We start from the raw sequence: 24,819 nt of genomic DNA on the forward strand, positions 1-24,819 counted from the left end.
TAGTTGTCGTATCAAAAGCATGGATCCGATTTAATTAACAATTTATTGCTATTAGAATTTTAACAACTTAAAACTATTAAAAATGAAAAAGTATATCATCTTAATTATCGCATTCTTATTCTCAGCATTATGTCTAAATGTTTTTGCACAAACAAAACAATATCCTTTTGAAGTAATTAAAACTGGTAAAGGAAAACAATCTATAATCTTCATTCCGGGATTTGCTTCTTCTGGCGAAGTTTGGAAAGACACTAAAATCGCATTCGAAAAAGACTTCACTTGTTATACACTTACAATGTCGGGTTTCGCTGGAATACAACCACAGCCGAATCCATCATTTGAAAACTGGAAAAACGAAATCGCTGCTTATATAAAAGACAATAAAATCGAAAAGCCAATCTTAATAGGTCATAGTATGGGCGGAGGATTGGCACTTGCCATTGCAGCCGATTATCCAGAATTGATAGGAAAAATTGTTGTTGTCGATGCGATTCCGTGTCTGGCGGCTTTGAGCGATCCTTCTTTTAAATCAAAAGAAAATAATGATTGTTCGCCAATGGTAGCTCAAATGACGGGTATGAACGAAACTCAATTTTACGATATGCAGAAACAAATGATGCCGAGACTTCTGCAAGATCAATCTAAATTGGAGATGGTTATTGGCTGGAGCGTAAAATCAGACCGATATACTTTTGGGCAAATGTATTGTGACTTTTACAATACCGATTTAAGAGCGAAAATCGCACAGGTAAAATGTCCGTCTTTAGTTTTATTAGAATCTTATTTTATAAATTTAAAACCCGCAATTGAAACACAATATGCAAATTTGAAAACAGCTAATTTTAAGTACGCTAACAAAGGGCTTCATTTTATTATGTACGACGATACCGCTTGGTACATGGAGCAGTTAAACAATTTTATAAAAGCATAAGATGGAATTCGAACAAATATATAAAACCTATTGGGATCGAATTTTCAGGCTTTGCATGGGTTTCGTAAACGATTATGACGCCGCTCAGGATTTGGCTCAGGAAACTTTTATAATTGTCTGGCAGAAATTGGAAACGTTTAGAAATGAATCTTCTATTGGAACCTGGATTTTTAGAATTGCTTCCAACAATTGTCTGAGGCAGATAGAAAAGCAAAAACGTTTTCCGAAATCTGAACTTCCTGTTCATCTCTCAGAAGAAAAACTAACCTCATTAGAACCTCAGATTCAATTCTTGTATAAATGTATCGCTGAGCTTCCAGAAACCGATCGTATTATAATTTCGCTAGAGTTAGAAGATATCAAACAAAATGAAATTGCTAAAATTGTAGGTCTTTCTGAGGCAAATGTTAGAGTGAAAATTCATAGAATTAAAGAAAAACTGACTCAAAAATTTAAAGAAAATGGACAACGATAATAATATAGATTTTAAAGATTTATGGAAAAAACAATCCGTAAGTCAGCCAGATATAACCGATTTGCTGGCGAGAGTAGGCAAGTTTAAAAAAGCAGCTTTACGCAGTTTATGGATCAGTAATATTCTGCTTTGTTTAACAAGTACATTTATAATTTTTGTTTGGGTATATTATCAGCCGCAATTTATTTCGACAAAAATCGGAATTGTTCTAGTGATCCTTGCTATGGCAATTTATTTATTGGTGTATAATAAATTATTGGAAAATTATAAGAATATAGATGCTACAGCGACAAATCAGGAATATCTTCAAAAACTGATTTCGATAAAAAAGAAACAGCAATTTCTGCAGACTAAAATGATGAGCCTTTACTTTTTGCTTTTAACGGCTGGAATTTGTTTGTACATGTATGAATATGCAAGCAGAATGAGCGCTTTAGGAGCGAGTTTGACGTATGGAATTACCTTGCTTTGGATTTTGTTTAACTGGTTTTATATCCGCCCAAAACAGACCAGAAAACAGCAAGAAAAAATTAATAGTCTGATTGAGAAATTTGAAGAAATAAACAATCAATTTGAATCATAAAAAAAGAAGCTTCGCAATTGCGAAGCTTTCTTTTACCAAAAACAAAAATCTAAAATTTTGAAGTAAGATTTATCTGGGAAAAATGTATGTTTTAGGATGTACTACAATGATTCCTTCACTATCTGCTTTTCCTGTTAACTCAGAAACTACTTTTCCTCCTACATAAATTTTAGCTGTCACAGTTTGTCCAGCAACTCCTCCGTAACCGCCTGTGTGCACTAACGCACCATCAGAATCTGCATCGGCAGTAAATTCTTTAGTCCATGGTAATGAAGGAACATCTTCGATAAGCGGAGCACCGCTTTTTTCCATATAGGTTACATCAAGTTGTCCAGTATAATTCCCAGTAATTTCATATTTTACATCTCTTGATGCCGGAGCAGAGTTGTTATCTTCATTATCGCTGCTGCAAGAAACTGCTGTAAAAGCAAGAGTCATTACAACAGCTAAGGTTTTCAAAATTGATTTCATAATATATTCTTTTAATTAATAATCTGATTCATAACAAAATTAGACCCTAACTTACGGGACGGCAATACCTGATAAAATGTATTTTTTATTACCTGATATCAGGTAAAAGCAAGCGATTTCTTTTTGAAAGTCATTAAGCTTTAATAACTTTGAGTAAATGCCACATTTATGAAGAAACTCTACGCCTTTTTATTTTTTTTGTTTTTTACTTCAATTTCCAATTCGCAAGTAATTCTTTCATTAGATGATGATACTGTTTATATTGACAGTATTGTTAAAATCACAAAAAGCACAAAATCCGATAGTGTCAAAAGTTTGAATAGTTTCAGATTGTCCAAACTGTTTTTAATGGCGCAGGATGCAAAAAAATCTAAAGAATATCTAGAACAGGCTAATAAGCTTAAAGCTAAATTTCCTTTTCTGAAAGATGCATCTGTTTTTTATAATGCCTACAGTTTTATAGAAAAAGGTGATTTGGAAGGTTTTGAAAAAGCTTTGCTTGAGGCAAATGCAAAACTGAAAAAATACCGAAATAAAGAAGCCTATAAACTTCGTGCCGTGATACTTCAGAATTATGGTATTATGCAGCAGCGCAAGAATAATGAAAACGCTTATATGAGATTGCTGGTAAATGAGGCGATTCCGATTGCTAAAAAAAGTGGCGATTACGAATTAATCAGTGCACTAAACAAAGCGGTCGCTATTATTTTTATGAATAATAATGAACGCGAAAAAGCAGCTGAATATCTGGATCAAGCACAGAAGTATATTGAAAGTGCCACGAAAAAATCGGCAACCTTAGCAGAATCTAAAATGGAAACGTATATTATAAATGCTGAGAATTTAGTTGAGCTGAAGCATTTTTACGACGCCAAAGAAATTCTGGACAAAGCGTATGCTACTTTAGAAAAATACCCAACATCAAACTTAAACGATTCTTATTTTTACTCGGAAGGAATTTATTATGCCAAGCAAAACAAACACAATGAAGCACTGGTAAGTTTTGAAAAAGGAATAAAATCGGCAGAAAGCCATCAGAATGCCATTGCGGTAAACCGATTGAAATTTGCCGAATATGAAGTGCTTTTCAAACTAAAAAATTACGAAAAAGCCAAAAGCAATCTCGAGTATTTGATACAAAAAACGCCTTTTATTATCGACAAAAAGAATTATTACAAAGAGCTATCTAAGGTTTATAATGCCACTAAAGAATATCCGAAAGCGTATTATTATTCCAATAAATACAATATAATAAATGACAGTTTAAACGATGCTAAACTGAAAAGCGAAATTGTAGAGCTTGAAGCGAAGTATAAAAAAGCCGAAAGTGAAAAGAAAATTGGTCTGCTGCAGTCGGAAAATGAAAAAGCGGTTTTGCAGGTCAATAACAACCGTTTGAATATGCTGCTTTTTGCGGTGCTTTCGTTTGTTTTGTTTTTGGCAGTTTTGTTTTTATGGAGCTGGAATAATTATCAGAAAAAAATAAGTTTCCAAAAAGAAGTCAATCACAAACAAGAACTGGAAGCATTAGAAAATCAGCAAAAATTATCGATTTCAAATGCTTTGATTGAAGGGGAAGAAATCGAAAGGAAAAGAATTGCAAGAGATCTACATGACGGGCTCGGAAGTATGCTTTCGGGGCTTAAAATGCATTTGAATCTTGCCGATCGCGAGAATAAAGAAAATGCTCCGAATATTAATGGTTTATTGAATGATTCGATCAAAGAACTTCGTAATATCTCTCAGAATTTAATGCCAGAAAGTTTGATGAAACTTGGACTTGAGCATGCGCTTCGAGATTTATGCGCTTCACATTCAACAGCTGAAACAGCAATAGAATTTCAGTATTTAAATAAAAAGACAACTTTGCCGCAACATTTTAAAATTATGATTTTCAGAATCATTCAAGAACTTCTGAATAATGCTTTAAAATACGCTAAAGCATCACAAATTCTGGTTTCCTGTTCGCAGAATAAAGATGTGTTTTTTATTACGGTAGAAGACAACGGAATTGGTTTTAATGTTGAACATGCAGAAAAAAGAGATGGAATGGGCTTGCGAAATATAAAAAACCGAGTGGCATTTTTAAATGGAAAACTGGAAATTGATTCTGTGATTGGCAAAGGAACTTCAACTTATATCGAAATAAAAATATAACTCAAATCATGATTATGAAGTATAAAACGGTAATAGTAGACGATCATCCGATTGTGATTTCTGGAATTTCAGGTTTGCTGTCGGATTTAGATAATATAGAAATTGTAGAGAAATTTGAATCTGGAATTGCGCTTTTAGATTATATCGAAGACCATAAAGTCGATTTGATTTTGATGGATATTTTTCTACCTGTAATTAATGGAGTTGATTTGTGTAAAACCATCAAGCAGAAACATCCGAAAATTGTAATTATTGGTATGAGCAGCCAGTCTGAAAGAAGTTTGGTCATGCAGTTTATCCAGAATGGAGGAAACGGATATATACTCAAAAATGCTTCTTTTGATGAGTTTAAAGAATGCATTTACAAAGCAATTGATGGCGAAATTGTCTTTAGTGAAGAAGTGAAAACTATAATTAGCCAGCCATTGTCTGAAGATTTAGAAAGAATTCCAGGTTTGAGCCGAAGAGAGCGTGATATTGCTCTGTTGCTTTCGCAAGGAAAATCGACTCAGGAAATTGCCGATGATTTGTTTTTGAGTTTTTTAACTGTTCAAACACACCGACGCAATATTCTTCAGAAATATAAAATGAAAAATGTGGCAGAGTTAATCGCTTTTCTGCTCAAAAACAACATGCTGAATTAAGTCAAAAGTGCTGAAATGATGTCAAAATGGCATTTTGTTAAAATGGTTCGCAATTTGCAGTTTGTTTTGTAAATTTAAAAATCAATCTAAAAACAGAAAAAAATGGGATCAGGATATTTAATTCTTGCCGGAGCTATAATGTTGTTCAGCTGGCTGGTAAGTTCGCAGCTGAAGAGCAAATTTGAGTTGTATTCGAAATTGCAATTGAGAAACGGAATGAGTGGCCGTGAAATCGCTGAAAAAATGCTTGCCGATAACGGAATTACAGATGTTCGCGTAATTTCAACACCAGGTCAGTTAACAGATCATTATAATCCATCAGATAAAACAGTAAATTTAAGTGAAGCGGTTTATAACCATCGTAACGCAGCTGCGGCCGCAGTTGCAGCGCACGAATGTGGTCACGCAGTTCAGCATGCAATTGGTTACGAGTGGCTCACTATGCGTTCGAAGCTAGTGCCGATTGTAAGCGTTGCTTCCAATTTTGTACAATGGATTTTAATTGCGGGAATTCTTATGATTAAAGTTTTTCCTGGATTATTATTAATTGGAATTATCATTTTTGCCGCAACAACTTTGTTTTCGATCATTACGCTTCCTGTAGAATATGATGCAAGTAACCGTGCTTTGGCTTGGTTAGAAAATAAACACATGTTGACTCAAGAGGAACAAGCTGGAGCAAAAGATGCTTTAAAATGGGCAGCAAGAACTTATGTAGTAGCGGCAATTGGTTCTATTGCAACGTTGCTGTACTATATATCGATTTATTCAGGAAGCAGGAGAAACTAAATAGTTTAAATTTTCAATATTTAAAAATTCCAAATTCCAAATTTGTTGGGTTTGGAATTTTTTTTATGCACATCTGATACGAAATTAAACCCGACAGGTTTTAAAAACCTGTCGGGTTTGTTTTTTTATCAAGTTTGTCTGGCTGAGCGGAGTCGAAGCCTTTATAGGTAATTAAGCCCTTCGACTCCGCTCAGGGTGACAGCAGGCATAAAATTATCTAATTTTCAAATTGGCACATTATCTAATTCTAAAGCTGTATTTGTCTATCAATCTGCTGATCAAGAGAAATGAACGTTTCAGTTCTAGAAACCCCTTCAATGGCTTGGATTTTTGTGTTCAAAAGTTGCATTAAATGTTCGTTGTCGCGACAGATAATTTTAATCAAAACTGACCAGTTTCCTGTTGTATAGTGGCACTCTAAAACTTCTGGAATTTTTCTAAGTTCTTTTACAGCTTCAGAGTTTCGAGAAGCTTTGTCTAAATAAACACCAACAAAGGCCATGGTGTTATATCCGAGGACTTTTGGGTTTACGGTAAATTTAGATCCGGAAATAACGCCAGATTGCTCTAGCTTTTTTAATCTCTGATGAATTGCTGCGCCTGAAATTCCTATTTTATTAGCAATTTGTAAGATTGGCTTTCGGGCATCGTCCATGAGATAGCGGAGTATTTCTTTGTCGATTCCGTCAATTTCAATTAAAAGGGAGTTGATTTTCATAACTTATAATTTGAAACTATTTTTTACGATTTGGGTTTTGAATAGAAATCAAATGTAGTTAAAATGCTGTAGAAAAGAAAATTCCAATTTTTTTAAATTCCAAATTCCAAAAAGAAATCCCGATTAATAATTCCAAATCAAGCTGATCAATAGGAATTTGAAATTTAATAATTATATATTTTAAAGAATATAGCCCCAAGGTTTCAATCTTGGGTATGCAGAGTTGTTTAGGTTGGAATTTGGAATTTGAGATTTGGAATTTGAGATTTGAAATTCTCGCAAAAAAGAAAAATTCCAAACTCCAAGCGATTAACTTGGAATTTGGAATTTTAAAAATTGAATATTTTTAAAAAGGATTATTTTCCTTTGTTTGCTTCTGCAACGTATTTTTCTAAAGCCATTGTCATAGAAGGTGTTTCAGGAGTTGGAGCAAGAATATCAATTCTTAAACCATGATCTAGAGCCTCTTTCTGCGTTGTGCTTCCGAATACGGCGATTCTGGTGTTGTTTTGTTTAAAATCTGGGAAATTTTTAAACAATGATTTAATTCCTGTCGGACTGAAAAAAGCTAAAACGTCATAGTAAACATCTGCTAAATCAGATAAATCACTCATTACAGTTCTGTAGAAAATTGCTTGTGCCCAATCTACTTTTAGACTGTTTAATGTAACAGGAGCATCTGCATTTAATTGGTCAGATGCAGGAAGTAAAAACTTCTCGTCTTTGTACTTCTTAATCAGCGGAGATAAATCTGCAAAATCTTTTGCTCCAACGTAAATCTTACGTTTTCTGTACACAACATACTTTTGAAGGTAAAACGCAACAGCCTCAGATTGGCAAAAATACTTCAACCCTTCTGGAACTTTGTAACGCATTTCATCAGCCACTCTAAAAAAATGATCTACAGCATTTCTACTTGTTAAAATGATCGCAGTGTAATGATTAAGATCGATTTTTTGTAATCGAATCTCTTTTGCGCTAACCCCTTCTACATGAATAAATGGTCTGAAATCAATTTTTATTTTGTGTTTTTGTTGGAGCTCAAAGTAAGGAGAATTCTCCACTTTAGGTTCAGGCTGTGACACCAAAATTGTTTTCACTTTCATATTATAAATATTTTCTAAGCACTCCCTTTTGTTATCCAATAATAGAGAAAATAATAAGGGGCTATTTCAAGAGCGCAAAGATACAAAATAAAATAAAATAACTTACCGATTATTACGTTTTGATACGTTTTAATTGAAATAAAGTAAGAGTATACGCTAATACACAGGGAAATGCCTATGATTGCTAGAGGAATAATCTGCGGAATATTATTGTAATAGAACAAAACAGCATTAATAGGAAGGATTAAAACGCCTATATACGTTCTGTAGGTTACTTTTTGTAAGTTAAAAAGCTCTACAAATTCATCAATGTTGAAAGAAGCTGCTACAATTTTTTCGATTAAATATTTTCCTAAAATGAAATAAAGCAGAAAAGTTGCAATTCGGATAAATAAAAGCCAATCGGTTTTTGAAGCATAACCAAAAATATTCATCGTTAGCAGAATAAAAAAGGCAAACGACACAACCTGCACAAAAAATAAACCAACGGTAAAGCTGTTTTTCATGTGGCTGTTGTCTCGATAAATTTTGGCGTATTTATCAGAAAAAATAAGTTTACTAAATTCACTAAATCTTGTTTCGTAAGCCGATTTTGTCATGGCAACAACAGCAAAGGTCAGCACAAATAAAAGTGTTGCCCAGTCTTTGTTTTCAAGAATTCGAGGATGTAATTGTTCAATCATAGCGTTACAAAATTAGTAATTTTTTGGTGCAATACTTTTATTATATATTTATTATGAATCAAATGCTATAAAAAGTTTACTTTTGCGGTGAAATTACCGAGAAAAAATGAATGATAGCATTGTCATAATTCCCACATATAACGAAATTGAAAACATAGAAAGTATAGTTAGGGCCGTACTTTCGCAGCATAAATCTTTTCATCTGCTGATTATTGATGATAATTCTCCTGATCATACCGCAAAAAAAGTAATTGCATTGCAGGAAGAATATCCGGGAAAATTGTTTTTAGAGCAAAGAACTAAAAAGTCAGGATTGGGAACGGCGTATGTTCATGGCTTTAAATGGGCTTTGGAGCGCGATTATCAATTTATTTTTGAAATGGATGCCGATTTTTCGCATAACCCAAACGATTTAGAAAAATTGTATGATGCTTGCCATTTTGGTGGAGCAGATCTTGCAATTGGATCTCGTTATGTAAAAGGCGTAAATGTAGTTAACTGGCCTTTAAGCCGAGTTCTGATGTCTTATTTTGCATCTGTTTATGTAAAATTCATCACCGGAATGAAAATTCACGACGCAACTGCAGGTTTTGTGTGTTATAAAAGAGAAGTTTTGGAGAAAATCAATCTCAATAAAATAAAGTTTGTTGGGTATGCGTTTCAAATTGAAATGAAGTACAGAACGTACTGTGCTAAATTCCAAATTACAGAAGTCCCGATTATATTTACAGACCGAACAAAAGGAGTTTCTAAAATGAGCAACGCTATTATCAAAGAAGCTATACTTGGAGTAATTTCACTTAGATTGCGAAAATTAGTCAATTCATTATAAACCAACCGAAATGAATAGGATTTTAATAAAAAATGCCAAAATTGTAAACGAAGGGACAATTTTTGAAGGTGATGTTTTAATTGAAAACGATCTGATTGTTGAAATTGCAGACAGCATTTCATTAAAAACTTCAGATTGTATTGTCATCGATGCTGAAGGAAATTATTTAATGCCTGGTGCGATAGACGATCAAGTGCATTTTAGAGAGCCGGGATTGACGCACAAAGGCGATATCGAATCAGAATCCCGTGCAGCTGTTGCGGGAGGAATTACTTCTTTTATCGAGCAGCCCAATACGGTTCCGAATGCGGTTACTCAAGAAATTTTAGAAGATAAATATGAAATTGCGTCAAAAAAATCATTTGCAAATTATTCGTTTATGATGGGTGCAACAAACGATAATTTGGAAGAAGTTTTAAAGACCAATCCAAAAAATGTTGCTGGTATCAAGATTTTCTTAGGTTCATCAACTGGAAATATGCTGGTGGATAATGAAGCGGTTTTAGAAAAAATATTTTCTAGCACTCCAATGTTGATTGCAGTTCACTGTGAAGACGAAACTACAATTAAAAATAATCTTGCGGCTTTTAAAGAACAATACGACGACGATGTTCCAGTAACAGCTCACAATTTAATTAGAAGTGCAGAAGCTTGTTACATTTCTTCTTCAAAAGCAGTGGCTTTGGCAAAAAGAACAGGAGCGAGATTGCATATTTTCCATCTTTCTACTGCGAAAGAAATGGAATTGTTTACGAATAAAATTCCGTTAGAAGAGAAAAAAATCACTGCTGAGGTTTGCGTACACCACCTTTGGTTTACAGATGAAGATTATAAAACAAAAGGAAATTTCATTAAATGGAATCCTGCGGTTAAAACGGCTGATGATCGTGCAGAACTTTGGAAAGCTTTGAATGACGGAAGAATTGACGTAATTGCAACAGATCACGCACCTCATACCAAAGAAGAAAAGCAACAGTCATACCTGAATGCGCCTTCTGGAGGTCCGTTGGTACAGCATGCTGTTGTGGCAATGTTTGAAGCGCATCATCAAGGAAAAATTAGCGTGGAGAAAATCGTGGAGAAGATGTGCCACAATCCAGCTAAACTTTTCAAAATTGAAAAAAGAGGATTTATTAGAGAAGGATATCATGCCGATTTAGTAATCGTTAATCCGAGTCTGCCTTGGAGCGTGAAACCAGAAAATATTTTATACAAATGCGGATGGTCTCCGTTTGAAGGATATACTTTCAAATCTAGAATTACGCATACTTTTGTAAACGGCGAATTGGTCTACAACAATTTCAAAGTAAAAGATACCAGACCGGGTAAAAGATTATTGTTTGACAGATAAAAAATAACTATGAAGAATTTTGTAGTCATACTATTGGTTTTATTTCTTTCTATAAGCTGTAAAAATGATGTGGTAAAAGAGCCTGCAAAGCTTATTGATAAAGAAAAAATGATTGATATTATGTATGATTTATCTCTTTTGGAAGCAATGAGATATCAGAAACCATTGTCTTTGGATTCGATAGACAACGATCCGACCAAGTTTATTTTGAAAAAATATAAAGTTGACAGTCTTCAATTTGCACAGAACAACATGTATTATGCTTCTGATTATGAGAATTATAAAGATATGTTCGATCAGGTCAATAAAAGAATTGAAGTCAATCAAAGGGCCGCGGATTCATTAGCTAAAATTGATGAGAAAAAAGCAGCTAAAGCGGATAAAAATAAACCAAAAGAATTGAAAGAGGTTTCAAAAGATTCAGTTCGAAAAACAATTCCGAAAATTAATATTGACTCAATTAGATTGGCGCAAAGAAAACACAGAAGAGAGATTTAAGCTTCTCTTTTAATATAAAGATGAATATCAGTAAAAACCGTTCCTAGAGCGGTTTTTATTTTTTCGTTACTATATAGATTTTTCGAGTATGAAGCTTTTGCTGTGGCTTTGGTAATGCTTCTTTTTCTAAAGAATAAAGTTGAAAATATTCCGTCAGCAATCCACAACAGATTCATTAAAAAAGGTTTGGCATGAATATGAGGTCTTTTTATTTTAAAAACATCAGAAATCGTATTTAAAAGATCTTTAAAAACAATATTTTCAGCGATAAGCGTGAAACGTTCATTTTTAATTTCGCTTTTCATCAATTGAATGGTTATTTTGACTACATCATCAACTGAAATGAAGCCAGTGCTCCCGAGCGTATAGAACGAAAGGCCTTTTGAAACTTTTCGATAAATTTCACTGCTGCCTTCATTAAAAATATCCATCATTTTTGGAGGACCTAAAATTACTCCCGGATTTACAACAATAACGTTTAAGCCTTCCTGTTGCCCTCGCCAAACTTCCATTTCGGCGCCATATTTAGAAATGGCATAATCGCTGTGCGGTTTTTCGGGATTCCAGTCTGTTTCTTCTGTAATATACGTTTCGTGAGCAGCAATATCTCCTAAAGCCGCAATCGAACTGATATAGCAAAATTTTTCTACATCTTTGGCAATAGCAAAATTGACCATGTTTGCAGTTCCTTCGATATTGGTTTTTCTAAGGATTTCTTCGTCTTTCGGATCAAACGAAATAAAAGCGGCACTGTGATACACTTGTTTGATATCGATAAAAGCAGTTTCAAGTGAAGGTACGTCTAGAATATCCGCTTCAAGCCAATTGATTTTTTCAAACAAGTGGGCTTTTTTATAAAAATCAAAAACCGATTTTGTTTTCTGAATATTCTTTTCGGTTCTGTAAATTGCCCGAACATTTTCTCCATTTTCGATTAAATGAAGCAATAAATGCGCGCCTACTAAACCAGTTCCTCCAGTTACTAATATCATGTTGTAAAGATAAGTTTTTGTTTTTTTGCCGCAAAGTCGCAAAGTCGCAAAGTTCTTGTTTTTTGTTGGAAAGTTGCAAAAGCACAAAGGCAATAAGATTGAAAAAACCTTTGCATCTTAGCGACTTTGCAATAAACTATTTGTGAATCTTCGTGTCTTTGTGCCTTAGTAGTAGACTTTTTTGTCATTACCATTGACATTGATTACATTTGCGCAAATTATTTAAAAAATGAAGAATCTAGTTGAAGAATTAAAATGGCGCGGGTTATACCATGATAGTATGCCTGGAACGGAAGAACAATTGCTAAAAGAAGCAACCACTGCCTATATCGGTTTTGATCCAACTGCAGATTCACTGCACATCGGAAGTATGGTTCAGATTATTTTGTTGGTTCACCTAAAGAATTTTGGTCACAGACCAATCGCTTTAGTAGGTGGAGCAACAGGAATGATTGGAGATCCTTCTGGTAAATCTGATGAAAGAAACTTGCTTGACGAAGAGGCTTTGGCTAAAAACGTAGCCGGAATCAAAAGCGTTTTGTCTCGTTTCTTAGATTTTAATTCAACCGAAGCAAATGCACCGGTAATGGTGAATAACTACGATTGGATGAAAGAATTCTCTTTTATCGATTTTGCACGTGAAGTTGGAAAAAGAATTACCGTAAACTATATGATGGCTAAAGATTCTGTAAAAAAGAGATTTAGCGGAGAAGGTGAGGGAATGTCTTTTACAGAATTTACATATCAGTTAATTCAAGGTTACGATTTCTATCATTTATATAAAAACAACAATTGTATTCTGCAGATGGGTGGTTCTGATCAATGGGGTAACATTACTACTGGTACCGAATTAGTGCGTAGAATGGGAGGAGAAAATGCGAAAGCTTACGCCTTAACAACTCCTTTGATTACAAAAGCAGACGGATCTAAATTTGGAAAATCTGAAGGTGGAAACGTTTGGCTAGATGCTGATAAAACTTCTGTATACAAATTCTACCAATTTTGGGTAAACACAACAGATGCAGATGCTGAGAAATACATTAAAATCTTTACTTTCTTAGATAAAGATACTATTGATGCCTTAATTGAAGAGCATAAAACAGCTCCGCATTTAAGAGTTTTACAAAAGAAATTAGCAGAAGAAATTACTGTTTTTGTTCACAATAAAGAAGAATTAGAGAAAGCAATTCAGGCTTCAAACATTTTGTTTGGAAATTCTACTGCAGAAGATTTGAAAAAATTGGATGAAGCAACCTTTTTAGAAGTTTTTGACGGAGTCCCTCAAGCTGAAATCGCAAAAGCGGATTTAGAAAACGGATTGGATATTATTACTGTTTTAAACGAAAAAACAGGTTTCTTTAAATCGAACGGAGAAGCGAGAAGAGCTTTAACAGCAAACTCGATTTCTGTAAACAGAGAAAAAATAAAAGAAGATTTCGTTTTAACGGCAAATGATTTAATCAACAATCAGTTTGTATTGTTGCAAAGTGGAAAGAAGAATTACTTTGTAATTAGAGTGGTTTAACTGTTTAATCGGTTAATTGTTTAATCGATTTAGCACAAATCTTTTACAATAAATATATAAATCCCAATGTTCGAAAGAATGTTGGGATTTTTTTATTGAAAAAAACATTCCGTAGGAATGTCTCGTTGGTAGAAACGTTTGAACAGCACAGTGAATATATCGATTAACCGATTAAACTATAAGACCATCAAATTACACCCACGAATATCAGAATTATCAAAACGTCCCAATACCTCGAAAGAGTTGTTCGAATATTTTTTGCCTAAATCCTGCGTAGCTATAAAAGAACATGAATTGATATTGGCTAAATCAATTACGTTTATTCCGCCAGTTTTTCCATCATTCACGTAAGTAAGAGCGTCTTCAGGATCGCGAACTAAAATATGCATCCAAGAAGGACATTCAAAAACACCTTCGCCAAGAGAATAGGCTTGCGCTAAAAGTTCGGTCATTCCATATTCTGAATGAATAGATGAAACGCCAAAACCTTTGCATAAAATGTCGTGCAATTCTTCACGAATCATTTCTTTGCGTTTCCCCTTCATTCCTCCAGTTTCCATAATAATGGTATTTTGAAGATTGAATTGATGTTTTTCGATTAAATCTAACAAAGCATAAGTGACCCCAATTAAGATTACATTTTTACCAGCTTCGTCCAATTCAAGAAGTTTTTTGATTAAGTCGTCATGATTGTGCAAATAAAACCCGCTTTCAGGCTGATTAGAGAGTTTTATCAGATCTTCGACCATATAAATTAACGAAGAGCCTTCTCGTTCTAAATAAGACGGCAAAAGGGCTAAAACAACGTAATCCTCTATATTGCCGTAAAATTGAGAGAATCCTTTGCGGTAACTTTCCTCATATAGGGAAATATCGGTCACTAAATGTTTGCTGGTAATCATTCCGGTTGTACCACTGCTGGTAAAAGTTACTTGTGCAGGATCTGTATTAGAAACCACATTGTGACTTTTGAAAAACTGAATGGGTAAAAAAGGAATTTGCTGCAGTGATTTTACCTGCTGTGGGTTGATTTTTAAAAAATCACAAAAATCGCGATAGACTTTATTGTTCTCATGCTGAAAACGAAACACTTTTAGTGCTATTTTTTCAAATTGTTTCTGACTTGAAATGGTAAAGATATCGTTGGCTGTGATCAAAACTTTTTTTTGCAAAGATATTTATTTTTTAGTTTTCGGTCTCAGTTTTCAGTCTCAGTTTTCGGTGAGGATTTTTACTAAAAGGTATAATTGAAAGAAGTGTTTAGTCACGGTTTTCGGTCGCATTGTTAGACAAAGTTTATAAACTGAAAACTGAGACTGCGACTGTAAACCGAAAAAAGCTCCAAAGGAGCTTTTTTTATCTTATAATGAGTTTTCGTGTTGCCGATGCGTTCTGTTCGCTTATTTTGATGATATAAACACCAGGAGGCAGTTCTGAAACACTTAATTCTTTTGATACTAAATGCGCCTGCAATACTTTTTTGCCCAAAAGATCGAACACAATAATTTCTTTCTCTAAATCGTTTTTAGATGATATGTACACTTTTCCGTTTGTCACTGGGTTAGGATACAAGCTGAGACCCTCAATAGAAGTAGATTCTTGAGGTTTTGGTAATTGCTTACTATCTTGCGCCGCGACGCTAAGAGTAAAGAAAAATGCCAATAAGAAAGTAATATAAAAGTAGTTTTTTGCCATCGCATGTATTTGATTACCGTAAATATACAAAAAAAATTACAAAAATGACGCCAAAAAAAAACATCCTAAATATTTAGGATGTTTTTAACATTATGGACTCTAGGTGATTAGGAATAAACTGTAATTTCAGGGGAACAACAAGCGGTAAAATGAAAAAGCTGCCTGAAATATTCAGGCAGCTTTTCTATTTTTTAGAATCTAATTTTTATTATTTAGTCCAGTTAGCCCAAGTTGGTAACTCAGCTCCGTTACCAGCTCCAAGGTTTCCTGTAGTTGTTCCAGCTAATTTAGGACCCGTAAAATCAGTTACAGAAGCTCCAAAAGTATAGTTTGTGATAGTAAAGTTACCAGCAGCAAGATTTGCAGTTACACCTGCGTCTGCAGATAATTTAGCAAGAGCAGCAGGCATTCCGTCAGCAACATATACGTTAGTGTAAGTTTGTTTTCCACCACCTTCTTTGTAATTGATTGCTTTTTCGTCAGCTAAGAAAGTAGCCCCACCTTTAACGATAGAGATGTTGTTGATTTTAGCGTTTGTCATTGGAGTAGCTCCACTTGGATCTTTAGCGTTAGTAGACCCTTCAACACCAGCTTTAGAAACACCTTTAATGTATACGTTTGTAGCAGTACCTTGCCACCCGTCAGCAAAATCTAATGAATCATCATAAGAGTTAATGATTGTTAAGTTAGAAGCATTTACAGCTCCTCCAAAGAACTCAATTCCGTCATCACCACTTTCGAAAGCGTAAATATCAGATACTATAGTTCCAGAACCTACTCCGAAGAAAGAAATTCCATTGTATTCTTTTTCAGCAGTATATTTAGAACCTGTGTAAGAAATTTTTAAGAAGTTAATGTTTCCAGAAGAATCTGCATTGTCATTTCCTCCGTAGCTTAAACCACCTACTTCAGAAGTACCATTATCTCCAGTATTTACTTTACCATTACCAGCAATGATCAATCCACCCCAGTCACTTTGAGCAGGAGATGCTTTTCCAGAAGTCATAACAACTGGTTTAGCAGCAGTCCCATTGATGTTAATTTTAGCGTTTCTTTCTACAGCGATATATAAAGAAGTTGCTTCAGCAGTAGGAGAACTTTTGATTACTGTTCCAGCAGGAATTACTAAAGTAGCTCCACCTTTAACCACTAAGCCTCCAGTTAAAGTATAAGTTTGAGTAGGATCTAAAGTTACTGTACCGTCTTTAATTTCTCCTTTTAAATCGTCAACTTTTAAAACAAAAGAACTATTGTTAGTGTTTTTGTTATTATCATCAGAACTACAGCTTGTCAAAGTAAGTCCTAATATTGCAGCCATTGCAAATAAACTTTTTTTCATTTTGTTGTGTTTTATTGTTTTATTTATTCAAGGCAAAGTAAACGAACATATGTTTTTGCTGAGTTAAGATGATATTAACAATCCATTAAGTATACTGGGGTAAAAATGCATTGTCTTAATATAAAATTTACATTTCAATTTTGGATAAAAAAAAGCGATTGGTTATCCAATCGCTTCTTGTAATTTATTGAATATCTTTTTTTTAGAAAGTATAGTTTAAAGTAAGTCTAAGATCTGAACCTGCTTTGTAAGAAGTTACGGTGATGTCTCCTACAGACTCTTTTCCAGGTACTTCTCCCTGCTCTTGTACACGCTTAAAAGTTGGGTTTAAGATGTTATTGTAAATAAGACCAATTTTTAAGTTTTTAGTTAAGCTAGAGTTTACAATAAAGTCGAGTTTGTTTACGGCTTTATCAACCATGTTTCCAACTCTTGAAGTTCCAATTACAGCTAACTTATCTGAGAAATAAGAGTAAGATACTGTTGCTGAAAGATCTGTGTTTTCTGAAAACTCATTTAAGAATGATAAGTTCGCATTGGCAAGGAAATTAGAAGCTCCTGTTAATTTACTTGACGTAAAAGTAAAGTTAGCTCCAAAATCATTTTCATTGTTTACTTTGTCATTGCTCAGATCTTGTTTAGTGTATAAATATGATCCGTTTGCGTCAAAAGAAAGTTTTGTTTTTAAGTTGTCTCTTTTTTCAATTTCAAAAAGATCTTTTCTATATTCAACTTCAACCCCAGCTACAGTTCCTTTGTCTCCTGTATTTGCATAAGAAATATCATTTGAAGAAGAGTTCAAGAACATTTCGTTGATTGGGTTTTGAATGATTTTACCAAAAGCAGTTACCGAAATTAACTCACTTGCTTTAGGGAAAAATTCCCATCCTAAATCGAAGTTGTAATTTGTTGAAGCATATAATCTTGGATTTCCTTCGTATGCTTGTGCAACATCTTCGTAAATAATTGGCACTTTTTCTTTAAATTGAGGAAGAGTATAAGTCTTACTTGCAGAGAATTTTAAATTCTGTCTTTCATTCAAAGTATATTTTGAAATTAAGCTAGGTAAAATATTGAATTTAGAATCGTCAGAGTTTCCTCCAGATGGAACTGTTGTTGTGATATAGAAAACATTTTGATTTAATTGCTCTAATCTTGCTCCTAGTATTACGCTCAATCTTTCAGTTAAAGAATATTGAACATTAGCAAATGCAGCATTAATATCTAAATTTCCATTATATGTTTGGTGAATTCTGTTTGAGTAAGAAGACCCCCAATGTGCAGGATCTAAATAATTATCTACATGGTGAATGTCTTCTTTAGGGAAAGAGATCGAAGTTCTGTTTGGGAAAAATGAAAATTGCTGCATATCATAATCTACATCTTTGAATTTTCCTGAGTAACCAACTGTTACTTTTCCTTTATAAGTATCATCACTTCCTTTTTTGAAGTTATAAGAAAGAGCAATATTTGCAGCGATTTCATTTTCTTTCAAGTCGTGAAAAAATCTATGGTTATTAATGTTTGAATTCGTAAAAAACGTGTAATCAATAGCATTAGGCGCGTACACGAAAGAGTTCTGCATACGATCTGGAATTGCGCTATCAGAAATACTATATCCAACTCCCCAGTTTAAATTCCACTGATCGTTAAATTTGCTTTTTCCTGTTAATTGGTTTACCACCAATTGAGTTCTTTCAAAAGTTCCACGTTTGATAAAACCGCTAATTTGCTGTTGAGCATCTCCACCACCGTCAAAGTTAATATTAGTTCCTTCATACTCGCTATAGTCTTGCTCACTAGAGTTTAAGAATAAAGAAGTAAAGAAGATAGAATGTTTGTTATTGATTTTATAATCAGCAGTACCCATAACTGTTGTTGTAGTATTATGTTTGTAAGCTGTTCTGATAAAATCAGAATAAATATCTCCGTCTGAAGTAATACCTCCTCGACTGTAACCTTGAGTAAATTTGTTTTTTGCACTGAAAGATCCAGTAACAAAAGCACCAATTGAACTTTCGTCGTTTATTTGAAATCTTTTTCCTCCAGATAAAGTGTAAAAAGCATTTAATACATTTTTACTTTCTTGTCTGTCCCAGCTTGTTGAATAGCTGTAGGGCAATAGTGGAGAATCCGGAACTCCTACTTTCTTAAATCCTGCATAAGTAGGTCCGTCTTGAAGGTAAAAATGATCTTGTCCTAAAACATTTGTATTTGCACCAGTACCAATTGAAACGTTAATGAATGGTTTTCCGCTGAATTTCTTTGCACTAATGTCAATATTAGCTCCTCCAAAGTCAGCATAGTTTTGAGATTCAAAAGTTTTACTAATTCCGATATTATCTACAATGTTTGTAGAGAAAATTTCTAAAAGAATGTTTTTGTTTGCTGGGTTATTTGATGGTAACGGAAGACCATTTAAAGTAGTTACATTATAACGGTCACCTAATCCTCTAACGAATACGTTTCCAGAATCATCTTGTTTAGAAACACCGCTTACTTTTGCAACAGCGTTAGCAACGTCATTAACTCCTTTTCTTGCAATTTCTTCAGCACCAATAGCAGCTTTAAATTGAACTGCATTTTTTTGATCTAATAATAATGCCGATTCTTTTTGTTTGTTTCCTGCAGAAGATTTTACAACTACATCTTTAAGTGTATAACTTCCAGACGAAAGCCCTTGATTAACTGTTACAGTTTCATTTGCTTTTACAGCAACTGGAGCTTCAACAGATTCATATCCTAAAAAACTAAAGATTAAAGTATAATTTCCAGGATTTACGCTTAACGAATATTTTCCGTCTACGTCGGTATTTACGCTAATATTTGTACCTTTAACTAAAACATTAGCAAATGGCAGAGCTGCGTTGTTCATATCCTTGTCAGTCAGAACTCCAGAAATCGTACCTTTGTTTTGCGCGATCGAAATCGTACAGATAAATAATGCAATAAAGAGAAATCTTAAATTGAATTTCATTTTTTTCAGTGTTGTGTTTGTGTCTTATTATTTTTGTGCAAAGAAAGAACCGCTCTGTGAAGTCCATGTTACCGACTTGTTATGTTTTTGTGTTGTTAAGATTATCAAATTGTTACGAGATTAAATTACGGTTAACACCATTTTTTAAAGGTTCTTTTGTTAGTATATTTACCCTGTGAAATAAGAAATATCGAATGTTTAATGAAGAAGTTTCGATATAAAAATCTCAATTTTTGCTATTTATGAAAAAAACACAAACTAAGATTTTATTAGTTGACGATGAACCAGATATCTTAGAAATCGTTGGCTATAACCTTGCTCAGGAAGGCTATCAGATTGTTACAGCTTCTAATGGAAAAGATGCTATAGCAAAAGCGCAGAAAGAGCTGCCAGAACTAATCATTATGGACGTGATGATGGCAGAAATGGACGGAATGGAGGCTTGCGAGCATATTAGAAAAATTCCAGAGTTAAATAATGTTATCATAACATTCCTTACAGCAAGAAGCGAAGATTATTCTCAAGTAGCTGGTTTTGATGCCGGTGCTGATGACTATATTACTAAACCAATAAAACCAAAATTATTGGTCTCTAAAGTAAAGGCGCTGTTAAGAAGGTTAAAAGAACAGGAAGTTGTTACGGATACTTTAAATGTAGGCGGAATCGAAATTAATCGTGAGGAATACAAAATCATAAAAGGCAATGTAGAAATTGCTTTGCCAAGAAAAGAATTCGAATTGTTCTATCTATTAGCTTCAAAACCAGGGAAAGTTTTTAAAAGAGACGAAATCTTGGATAAAGTTTGGGGAAATGAAGTTGTAGTTGGAGGAAGAACGATCGATGTTCATATCAGAAAACTGCGCGAGAAAATTGGAGAAGATCTTTTTAAAACCATAAAAGGAGTTGGTTATAAATTTGAAGTTTAATAACTCACTATAAAGTTGAACCATATAAGTGATATAAGTTCATTTAATTATGGTTGCTTTCAAAATAAAAAAGCTCATTTTTGTCAAAGTTTTAACTTTGATAAAGATGGGCTTTTCAAAATTATTAGTTGTTCGAAAAAAAAGTTATTTTTAAATGAACTTATAGCACTTATATGGTGTAAAAAAGTTTTTAATGGTTTATTATTTTAAATATTTCAATGAAGATTAATTTTAAAAAAACATACAAATTTGCTATAAAATCGGCATTGTATATCAGTCTCTTTACAACAGCATTTGTGCTGATGTTGATGTCGCTATTTTATAAAAATCAATTAAAACACCAAGTTGCGTTTGGAATAATCTTCATTATCGTAATCTATATTTTTTCATTTCTCGTTTTGCAATATCGCGTAGAACGTTTTATTTACCGAAGAGTAAAGAAAATCTATGATGAGGTTTCATTGTTAGAATCAACAACCTTAATCAATCAGCCGATTAATACCGATATGGAAACGCTTTCGCGCGAAGTGAAAAAGTTCGCGACCGATAAAAAACTCGAAATCGAAATGCTTGAAATTCGTGAGCAATATAGAAGAGAGTTCTTAGGAAACGTTTCACACGAATTGAAAACACCTTTATTTACTGTTCAAGGTTACGTTTCTACTTTGCTTGATGGCGCAATGGACGATAAAAATATTAGAAAAAAATATTTAAAACGCGCCGAAAAAGGAGTAGAGCGTCTTATCTATATCGTAGAAGATTTGGATATGATTACTAAATTAGAATCAGGCGATTTGGATTTGAATATGACTGATTTTGATATTGTCGAATTAATTCAGAATGTCTTTGAACTGCTCGAAATGAAAGCAGACAAAAAGAAAATAAAACTGGCTTTTGAAAGTAAAAATGTACAGTCAGTCATGATTAGAGGAGATAAGGATAGAATTCAGCAGGTGCTGGAAAATCTGATTGTCAATTCAATTAAATACGGAAAGGAAGGCGGCTTGACTGAAGTTGGCGTCGTAAACTTAACTAAGAAAAAAGTTTTAATCCGCATTAGCGATAACGGCGAAGGTGTTGAAAAACAAAACATTCCCAGACTTTTTGAACGTTTTTACCGAGTGGATAAAAGCGGAACTAGATCTGAAGGCGGTTCTGGTTTAGGATTAGCGATTGTAAAGCATATTATTGAAGCACATAAAGAGAAAGTTTATGTAGAAAGTGAGTTCGGAATTGGCTCTGAATTCTCTTTTACGCTCGAAAAAGCAAATAAAACATCAAAAACTGACGTTAAAAAATCGTAACGTCAGTTTTGCTAAAAGCCCTAAAACAAAGGTGTTTAACACTAAATAAACATTCCGATTTAGGCCATAACATTAAATTTTTATTATAGTAACATCTGGTTAATGATTTCTTAACATAGGTGCTCCATCTTTGCATCCTGAAATTAAGGGAATTACAGAACTAATGATAAAAAGAAAACTATTGGCAGTTTTATTACTGCTAACTTGTGCAGCCAATGCGCAAGAAACAAACAAACAAGAATTGAATAAGCAGGATGTAAAAAACGAAGTAATGCGTATTTTAGATTCTATAAACAAAGCAAAACTTCCGGAAACAAAATCTGGAGGTGGAGTTGAGGAACATTGGTATGATAGAATCTCTTTAAGAGGTTACGCGCAAATCAGATATAACGGTTTGTTTTCTACAAATGATAAAGTTTCCTGTGAGCAATGCGATAGATCTTGGGGAACAACATCGACGGCTCCAGATGCAAAAGCAAACAACGGGCTTTTTATTCGCCGTGCCCGTTTAGTGTTTTCTGGACAAGTGCATCCAAATGTATTTTTCTATTTTCAACCCGATTTTGCGAGTTCGCCGAGTACAGGAATTCAGAACTTTGTTCAAATTCGTGACCTGTATTTTGATCTTTCTTTTGATAAGAAAAAAGAATATCGGGTACGTGTCGGGCAGAGTAAAATTCCATACGGATTTGAAAATATGCAGTCAAGTTCACAGCGTTTAACTTTAGACCGTGCTGATGCCATCAACTCTTCAATTTTAAATGAGCGTGATTTAGGAATATTCTTTTATTGGGCGCCGGCCGAAATCAGAAAACGTTTTGAAATGTTGGTTAAAGATGGCTACAAAGGTTCTGGAGACTTCGGGGTTTTTGCTTTAGGAGTTTACAATGGTCAGATTGCAAATAAGTTAGACGGAAACAGAGACTTAAATGTTGTGTCTAGAATAACATATCCTTTTGTTATCGGAAGCCAAATTATAGAACCTGGAATTCAGGCTTATACTGGTAAATGGGCATTCACGGGGGAAGTTTCGCCAGGAGTGGTTGTCAATGATCCGCAATACGTAAAAGATCAGCGAGTTGGAGCGACTTTCGTTTTATATCCACGACCATTCGGAATCCAGACGGAATACAACATCGGAACAGGACCTCGATACAATCCTGCAACCAATAGAATTGACCAAACCGATTTGAATGGAGGTTACGTTTTATTAAACTATAAATGGGATCTTAAAAAACAGCGTATTTATCCTTTTGCCAAATTCCAATATTATGACGGAGGAAAAAAATATGAAAAAGATGCTAGAAGTTATGTGGTTAGAGATTACGAATTTGGTGTAGAATGGCAGCCGATTAAAGCATTTGAACTTACAGCAGAATACGTAGTAGCCGACCGAACTTTTGAAGATAGTGTCTTGCCTGTAAACAGACAGCAAGGAAATGTTCTAAGATTGCAAGTGCAGTTTAATTTCTAAAATCAGTACGCGGATTAAACGGATTTTACAAATTCTTTTCACATAAAAAAAACCTCCAATTTTAATTGGAGGTTTTTCATTTTTATAAAATAAATCAGTTTTTATCAGCGTCTTTGCGATAGCAAATCCGTTTTATCCGCGTGCAATCAAGCAATTTTGTCCTCAAAAACTTTAAATAATGAATCCCAATCAATATTATTTTCAAATTGGGACAATCCTTTAAACGATTTTACTTTTGATAAATCTTCAATGGTAAAATCGTCTTGCATCGCATACGGTACAAGATTTTCTTCCTGAAGTTTTATCGCCAGATATTCCTGCTCATATTGTCCGGGTGTCGGAATAAAGAAGGCTTTTTTGCCCAGCTTTGCCAAATCCATTACCGTTGTATAACCCGAACGGCACAATACAAATTCACTTTCATTAAAAGTCTGTTCGAGCTGTTTGGAGTTCATGAAATTATAATAAGTAACATTTCCAGCTTGCCACTTTTCCTGTGATTTTTCTACTTTTCCTTGTACAAAAACCACTTTTCCAGGATATTTTGCCGCTTCTTTCTGCAGTTTTTCATCCAAAAAAGTACGCTGAGGTTCTGGGCCAGACAATATAATCATTAGATCATATATTTTTGGAGTTTCCTTTTTTTTCATGCGGCTCAGCGGACCGATGTATTTTAAATTCAGCTCATTATTTTTTAAATGACCCAAATCTCCCGTTAGGTTTATTTTTTCGTTGGTGTCAGGAACCCAGCATTCATTGTATTTTTTAATAAAATGCTGATGACATTTACTGGTAAACCAAGTCGTATTTCCTGTCATAACATTTAATTGGTGCGTAATAAAAACCGAAGGCACTTTTTTACTGATGACTCCCAATCTGTTGTCTGAGATAATACCGTCAATGCCATGTTTTTTGATCCAATGATTCACCATTTTTTTCTCATCCAAAATAGCAGTAATCATTTTCGGAAGATTTTTAATCAGCTTCCATTTAAAGTTTTTGCCATTTTTAGCATATTCAATATGATAAGAAGGCAGTTCTAAAGTTTGTATATAAGGAAATTCTTTTCGTAATAAAGCCAGAGCAACTCCATCAGAAGCAATAATCGGAATATAATTATTCTCTTGTAGCGCCTTGATAATAGGTATGCATCGGGTAGCATGTCCAAGTCCCCAATTTAGCGGAGCCACTAAAATAGTTTTATTCGCAGAATAATCTATACTCATTTTTAACAGTTTTAAAAACGAAGATAGAAAAATATGTTTTTTATGTTATTTCGGAGGTATTACCAAATTATTAATTTAAGGTGTTAAGTTTCTGAGTTGCTAAGCTTCTAAGTTCAAAGATTT

The 24,819-nt window shown here is 33.9% G+C and carries 23 protein-coding genes; 13 read left to right on the plus strand and 10 right to left on the minus strand.

Annotation, left to right across the window (positions count from 1 at the left end; translation table 11 throughout):
• Positions 1 to 82: 82 nt before the first annotated feature.
• Genes GR162_RS17035 through GR162_RS17045 form a run of 3 tightly spaced genes read left to right on the plus strand, consistent with a single transcriptional unit; the run spans position 83 to position 1,989 of the window.
• Positions 83 to 931: an alpha/beta fold hydrolase gene (locus GR162_RS17035; RefSeq protein WP_160783109.1), complete on the plus strand. Its 849-nt coding sequence runs from the start codon at positions 83 to 85 to the stop codon at positions 929 to 931.
• Position 932: 1 nt separating this feature from the next.
• The gene (locus GR162_RS17040) at positions 933 to 1,406 is read left to right on the plus strand and encodes an RNA polymerase sigma factor (protein ID WP_129746544.1); all 474 of its coding nucleotides are present in this window, start codon (positions 933 to 935) and stop codon (positions 1,404 to 1,406) included.
• Positions 1,393 to 1,989, plus strand: coding sequence for a hypothetical protein (locus tag GR162_RS17045; protein ID WP_160783110.1), 597 nt, complete (start codon positions 1,393 to 1,395; stop codon positions 1,987 to 1,989). The genes GR162_RS17040 and GR162_RS17045 overlap by 14 nt, the downstream gene beginning before the upstream one ends.
• Before the next feature lie 69 nt (positions 1,990 to 2,058).
• Here GR162_RS17045 and GR162_RS17050 read toward each other — a convergent pair whose 3' ends face one another.
• Positions 2,059 to 2,460, minus strand: a complete 402-nt coding sequence (locus GR162_RS17050; RefSeq protein ID WP_160783111.1) for a hypothetical protein — start codon at positions 2,458 to 2,460, stop codon at positions 2,059 to 2,061.
• A gap of 168 nt (positions 2,461 to 2,628) precedes the next feature.
• On the opposite strand from GR162_RS17050, the gene GR162_RS17055 reads away from it, so the two are divergent.
• From GR162_RS17055 to GR162_RS17065, 3 genes are all read left to right on the plus strand, one after another.
• Positions 2,629 to 4,617, plus strand: a complete 1,989-nt coding sequence (locus GR162_RS17055) for a sensor histidine kinase (RefSeq protein WP_160783112.1) — start codon at positions 2,629 to 2,631, stop codon at positions 4,615 to 4,617.
• 14 nt (positions 4,618 to 4,631) lie between these two features.
• Positions 4,632 to 5,261: a response regulator transcription factor gene (locus GR162_RS17060; RefSeq protein ID WP_236940436.1), complete on the plus strand. Its 630-nt coding sequence runs from the start codon at positions 4,632 to 4,634 to the stop codon at positions 5,259 to 5,261.
• Positions 5,262 to 5,363: 102 nt separating this feature from the next.
• Entirely contained in the window at positions 5,364 to 6,050 is a 687-nt protein-coding gene (locus tag GR162_RS17065; RefSeq protein WP_066033427.1) for a zinc metallopeptidase, read from the plus strand.
• A 247-nt stretch (positions 6,051 to 6,297) separates the two neighbouring features.
• Here GR162_RS17065 and GR162_RS17070 read toward each other — a convergent pair whose 3' ends face one another.
• The 3 genes from GR162_RS17070 to GR162_RS17080 form a co-directional block, all read right to left on the minus strand.
• Positions 6,298 to 6,768, minus strand: a complete 471-nt coding sequence (locus tag GR162_RS17070; RefSeq protein WP_008465121.1) for an Lrp/AsnC family transcriptional regulator — start codon at positions 6,766 to 6,768, stop codon at positions 6,298 to 6,300.
• A 356-nt stretch (positions 6,769 to 7,124) separates the two neighbouring features.
• The gene (locus GR162_RS17075; RefSeq protein ID WP_008465120.1) at positions 7,125 to 7,874 is read right to left on the minus strand and encodes a uroporphyrinogen-III synthase; all 750 of its coding nucleotides are present in this window, start codon (positions 7,872 to 7,874) and stop codon (positions 7,125 to 7,127) included.
• Positions 7,875 to 7,888: 14 nt separating this feature from the next.
• A complete protein-coding gene (locus GR162_RS17080; protein WP_111365825.1) occupies positions 7,889 to 8,557 on the minus strand; it encodes a DUF4271 domain-containing protein in 669 nt (222 codons plus the stop codon).
• A gap of 106 nt (positions 8,558 to 8,663) precedes the next feature.
• Here GR162_RS17080 and GR162_RS17085 point away from each other — a divergent pair, with 106 nt between their 5' ends.
• From GR162_RS17085 to GR162_RS17095, 3 genes are read left to right on the plus strand one after another with little or no spacing between them, the layout of a single operon-like run.
• Complete coding sequence (locus GR162_RS17085) at positions 8,664 to 9,389, plus strand: polyprenol monophosphomannose synthase (RefSeq protein ID WP_008465116.1); 726 nt, start codon at positions 8,664 to 8,666, stop codon at positions 9,387 to 9,389.
• 10 nt (positions 9,390 to 9,399) lie between these two features.
• Positions 9,400 to 10,740 carry a dihydroorotase gene (locus GR162_RS17090; RefSeq protein WP_160783113.1) on the plus strand — a complete coding sequence of 447 codons (1,341 nt, stop codon included), beginning with the start codon at positions 9,400 to 9,402 and terminating at the stop codon, positions 10,738 to 10,740.
• 9 nt (positions 10,741 to 10,749) lie between these two features.
• Entirely contained in the window at positions 10,750 to 11,238 is a 489-nt protein-coding gene (locus tag GR162_RS17095) for a DUF4296 domain-containing protein (protein ID WP_202393961.1), read from the plus strand.
• Here the strand turns inward: GR162_RS17095 and GR162_RS17100 are convergent.
• Positions 11,235 to 12,230 carry an NAD-dependent epimerase/dehydratase family protein gene (locus GR162_RS17100; protein ID WP_160783114.1) on the minus strand — a complete coding sequence of 332 codons (996 nt, stop codon included), beginning with the start codon at positions 12,228 to 12,230 and terminating at the stop codon, positions 11,235 to 11,237. The two genes, GR162_RS17095 and GR162_RS17100, sit on opposite strands and share 4 nt — an antisense overlap.
• 229 nt (positions 12,231 to 12,459) lie before the next feature.
• On the opposite strand from GR162_RS17100, the gene tyrS reads away from it, so the two are divergent.
• Positions 12,460 to 13,755, plus strand: a complete 1,296-nt coding sequence (tyrS, locus tag GR162_RS17105; protein WP_160783115.1) for a tyrosine--tRNA ligase — start codon at positions 12,460 to 12,462, stop codon at positions 13,753 to 13,755.
• Between the two features lie 176 nt (positions 13,756 to 13,931).
• On the opposite strand, the gene GR162_RS17110 is transcribed toward tyrS, so the two are convergent.
• From GR162_RS17110 to GR162_RS17125, 4 genes are all read right to left on the minus strand, one after another.
• Entirely contained in the window at positions 13,932 to 14,912 is a 981-nt protein-coding gene (locus tag GR162_RS17110) for an acyl transferase (protein WP_160783171.1), read from the minus strand.
• A gap of 199 nt (positions 14,913 to 15,111) precedes the next feature.
• Complete coding sequence (locus GR162_RS17115) at positions 15,112 to 15,450, minus strand: T9SS type A sorting domain-containing protein (protein WP_008465102.1); 339 nt, start codon at positions 15,448 to 15,450, stop codon at positions 15,112 to 15,114.
• 208 nt (positions 15,451 to 15,658) lie between these two features.
• Complete coding sequence (locus GR162_RS17120; RefSeq protein ID WP_008465101.1) at positions 15,659 to 16,789, minus strand: hypothetical protein; 1,131 nt, start codon at positions 16,787 to 16,789, stop codon at positions 15,659 to 15,661.
• Between the two features lie 202 nt (positions 16,790 to 16,991).
• The gene (locus GR162_RS17125; RefSeq protein WP_008465099.1) at positions 16,992 to 19,766 is read right to left on the minus strand and encodes a TonB-dependent receptor; all 2,775 of its coding nucleotides are present in this window, start codon (positions 19,764 to 19,766) and stop codon (positions 16,992 to 16,994) included.
• A gap of 242 nt (positions 19,767 to 20,008) precedes the next feature.
• Here GR162_RS17125 and GR162_RS17130 point away from each other — a divergent pair, with 242 nt between their 5' ends.
• The 3 genes from GR162_RS17130 to GR162_RS17140 all read left to right on the plus strand — a co-directional run bounded on the left by GR162_RS17130 (position 20,009) and on the right by GR162_RS17140 (position 23,470).
• Positions 20,009 to 20,692 (plus strand): response regulator transcription factor, encoded by a 684-nt coding sequence (locus tag GR162_RS17130; protein WP_008465097.1) that lies wholly within the window; start codon positions 20,009 to 20,011, stop codon positions 20,690 to 20,692.
• 218 nt (positions 20,693 to 20,910) lie between these two features.
• Entirely contained in the window at positions 20,911 to 21,996 is a 1,086-nt protein-coding gene (locus tag GR162_RS17135; protein ID WP_066033437.1) for a cell wall metabolism sensor histidine kinase WalK, read from the plus strand.
• Positions 21,997 to 22,159: 163 nt separating this feature from the next.
• On the plus strand, positions 22,160 to 23,470 hold the full coding sequence (locus tag GR162_RS17140) for a porin (protein ID WP_119793183.1): 1,311 nt from the start codon (positions 22,160 to 22,162) through the stop codon (positions 23,468 to 23,470).
• Positions 23,471 to 23,616: 146 nt separating this feature from the next.
• Here the strand turns inward: GR162_RS17140 and GR162_RS17145 are convergent, their stop codons facing one another.
• Positions 23,617 to 24,696, minus strand: coding sequence for a glycosyltransferase (locus GR162_RS17145; protein ID WP_008465092.1), 1,080 nt, complete (start codon positions 24,694 to 24,696; stop codon positions 23,617 to 23,619).
• Positions 24,697 to 24,819: the final 123 nt, after the last annotated feature.

The organism is Flavobacterium sp. HBTb2-11-1, from assembly GCF_009826975.1.
Classification (GTDB): Bacteria; Bacteroidota; Bacteroidia; order Flavobacteriales; family Flavobacteriaceae; genus Flavobacterium.

Coding starts and splice junctions, on each gene's coding strand:
- GR162_RS17075 (WP_008465120.1), bottom strand. CDS start 7,874: ATGAAAGTGAAAACAATTTTGGTGTCACAGCCTGAACCTAAAGTGGAG.
- GR162_RS17080 (WP_111365825.1), bottom strand. CDS start 8,557: ATGATTGAACAATTACATCCTCGAATTCTTGAAAACAAAGACTGGGCA.
- GR162_RS17085 (WP_008465116.1), top strand. CDS start 8,664: ATGAATGATAGCATTGTCATAATTCCCACATATAACGAAATTGAAAAC.
- GR162_RS17130 (WP_008465097.1), top strand. CDS start 20,009: ATGAAAAAAACACAAACTAAGATTTTATTAGTTGACGATGAACCAGAT.
- GR162_RS17070 (WP_008465121.1), bottom strand. CDS start 6,768: ATGAAAATCAACTCCCTTTTAATTGAAATTGACGGAATCGACAAAGAA.
- GR162_RS17035 (WP_160783109.1), top strand. CDS start 83: ATGAAAAAGTATATCATCTTAATTATCGCATTCTTATTCTCAGCATTA.
- GR162_RS17060 (WP_236940436.1), top strand. CDS start 4,632: ATGAAGTATAAAACGGTAATAGTAGACGATCATCCGATTGTGATTTCT.
- GR162_RS17125 (WP_008465099.1), bottom strand. CDS start 19,766: ATGAAATTCAATTTAAGATTTCTCTTTATTGCATTATTTATCTGTACG.
- GR162_RS17135 (WP_066033437.1), top strand. CDS start 20,911: ATGAAGATTAATTTTAAAAAAACATACAAATTTGCTATAAAATCGGCA.
- GR162_RS17145 (WP_008465092.1), bottom strand. CDS start 24,696: ATGAGTATAGATTATTCTGCGAATAAAACTATTTTAGTGGCTCCGCTA.
- GR162_RS17050 (WP_160783111.1), bottom strand. CDS start 2,460: ATGAAATCAATTTTGAAAACCTTAGCTGTTGTAATGACTCTTGCTTTT.
- GR162_RS17055 (WP_160783112.1), top strand. CDS start 2,629: ATGAAGAAACTCTACGCCTTTTTATTTTTTTTGTTTTTTACTTCAATT.
- GR162_RS17045 (WP_160783110.1), top strand. CDS start 1,393: ATGGACAACGATAATAATATAGATTTTAAAGATTTATGGAAAAAACAA.
- GR162_RS17115 (WP_008465102.1), bottom strand. CDS start 15,450: ATGGCAAAAAACTACTTTTATATTACTTTCTTATTGGCATTTTTCTTT.
- GR162_RS17140 (WP_119793183.1), top strand. CDS start 22,160: ATGATAAAAAGAAAACTATTGGCAGTTTTATTACTGCTAACTTGTGCA.
- tyrS (WP_160783115.1), top strand. CDS start 12,460: ATGAAGAATCTAGTTGAAGAATTAAAATGGCGCGGGTTATACCATGAT.
- GR162_RS17095 (WP_202393961.1), top strand. CDS start 10,750: ATGAAGAATTTTGTAGTCATACTATTGGTTTTATTTCTTTCTATAAGC.
- GR162_RS17100 (WP_160783114.1), bottom strand. CDS start 12,230: ATGATATTAGTAACTGGAGGAACTGGTTTAGTAGGCGCGCATTTATTG.
- GR162_RS17065 (WP_066033427.1), top strand. CDS start 5,364: ATGGGATCAGGATATTTAATTCTTGCCGGAGCTATAATGTTGTTCAGC.
- GR162_RS17120 (WP_008465101.1), bottom strand. CDS start 16,789: ATGAAAAAAAGTTTATTTGCAATGGCTGCAATATTAGGACTTACTTTG.
- GR162_RS17040 (WP_129746544.1), top strand. CDS start 933: ATGGAATTCGAACAAATATATAAAACCTATTGGGATCGAATTTTCAGG.
- GR162_RS17090 (WP_160783113.1), top strand. CDS start 9,400: ATGAATAGGATTTTAATAAAAAATGCCAAAATTGTAAACGAAGGGACA.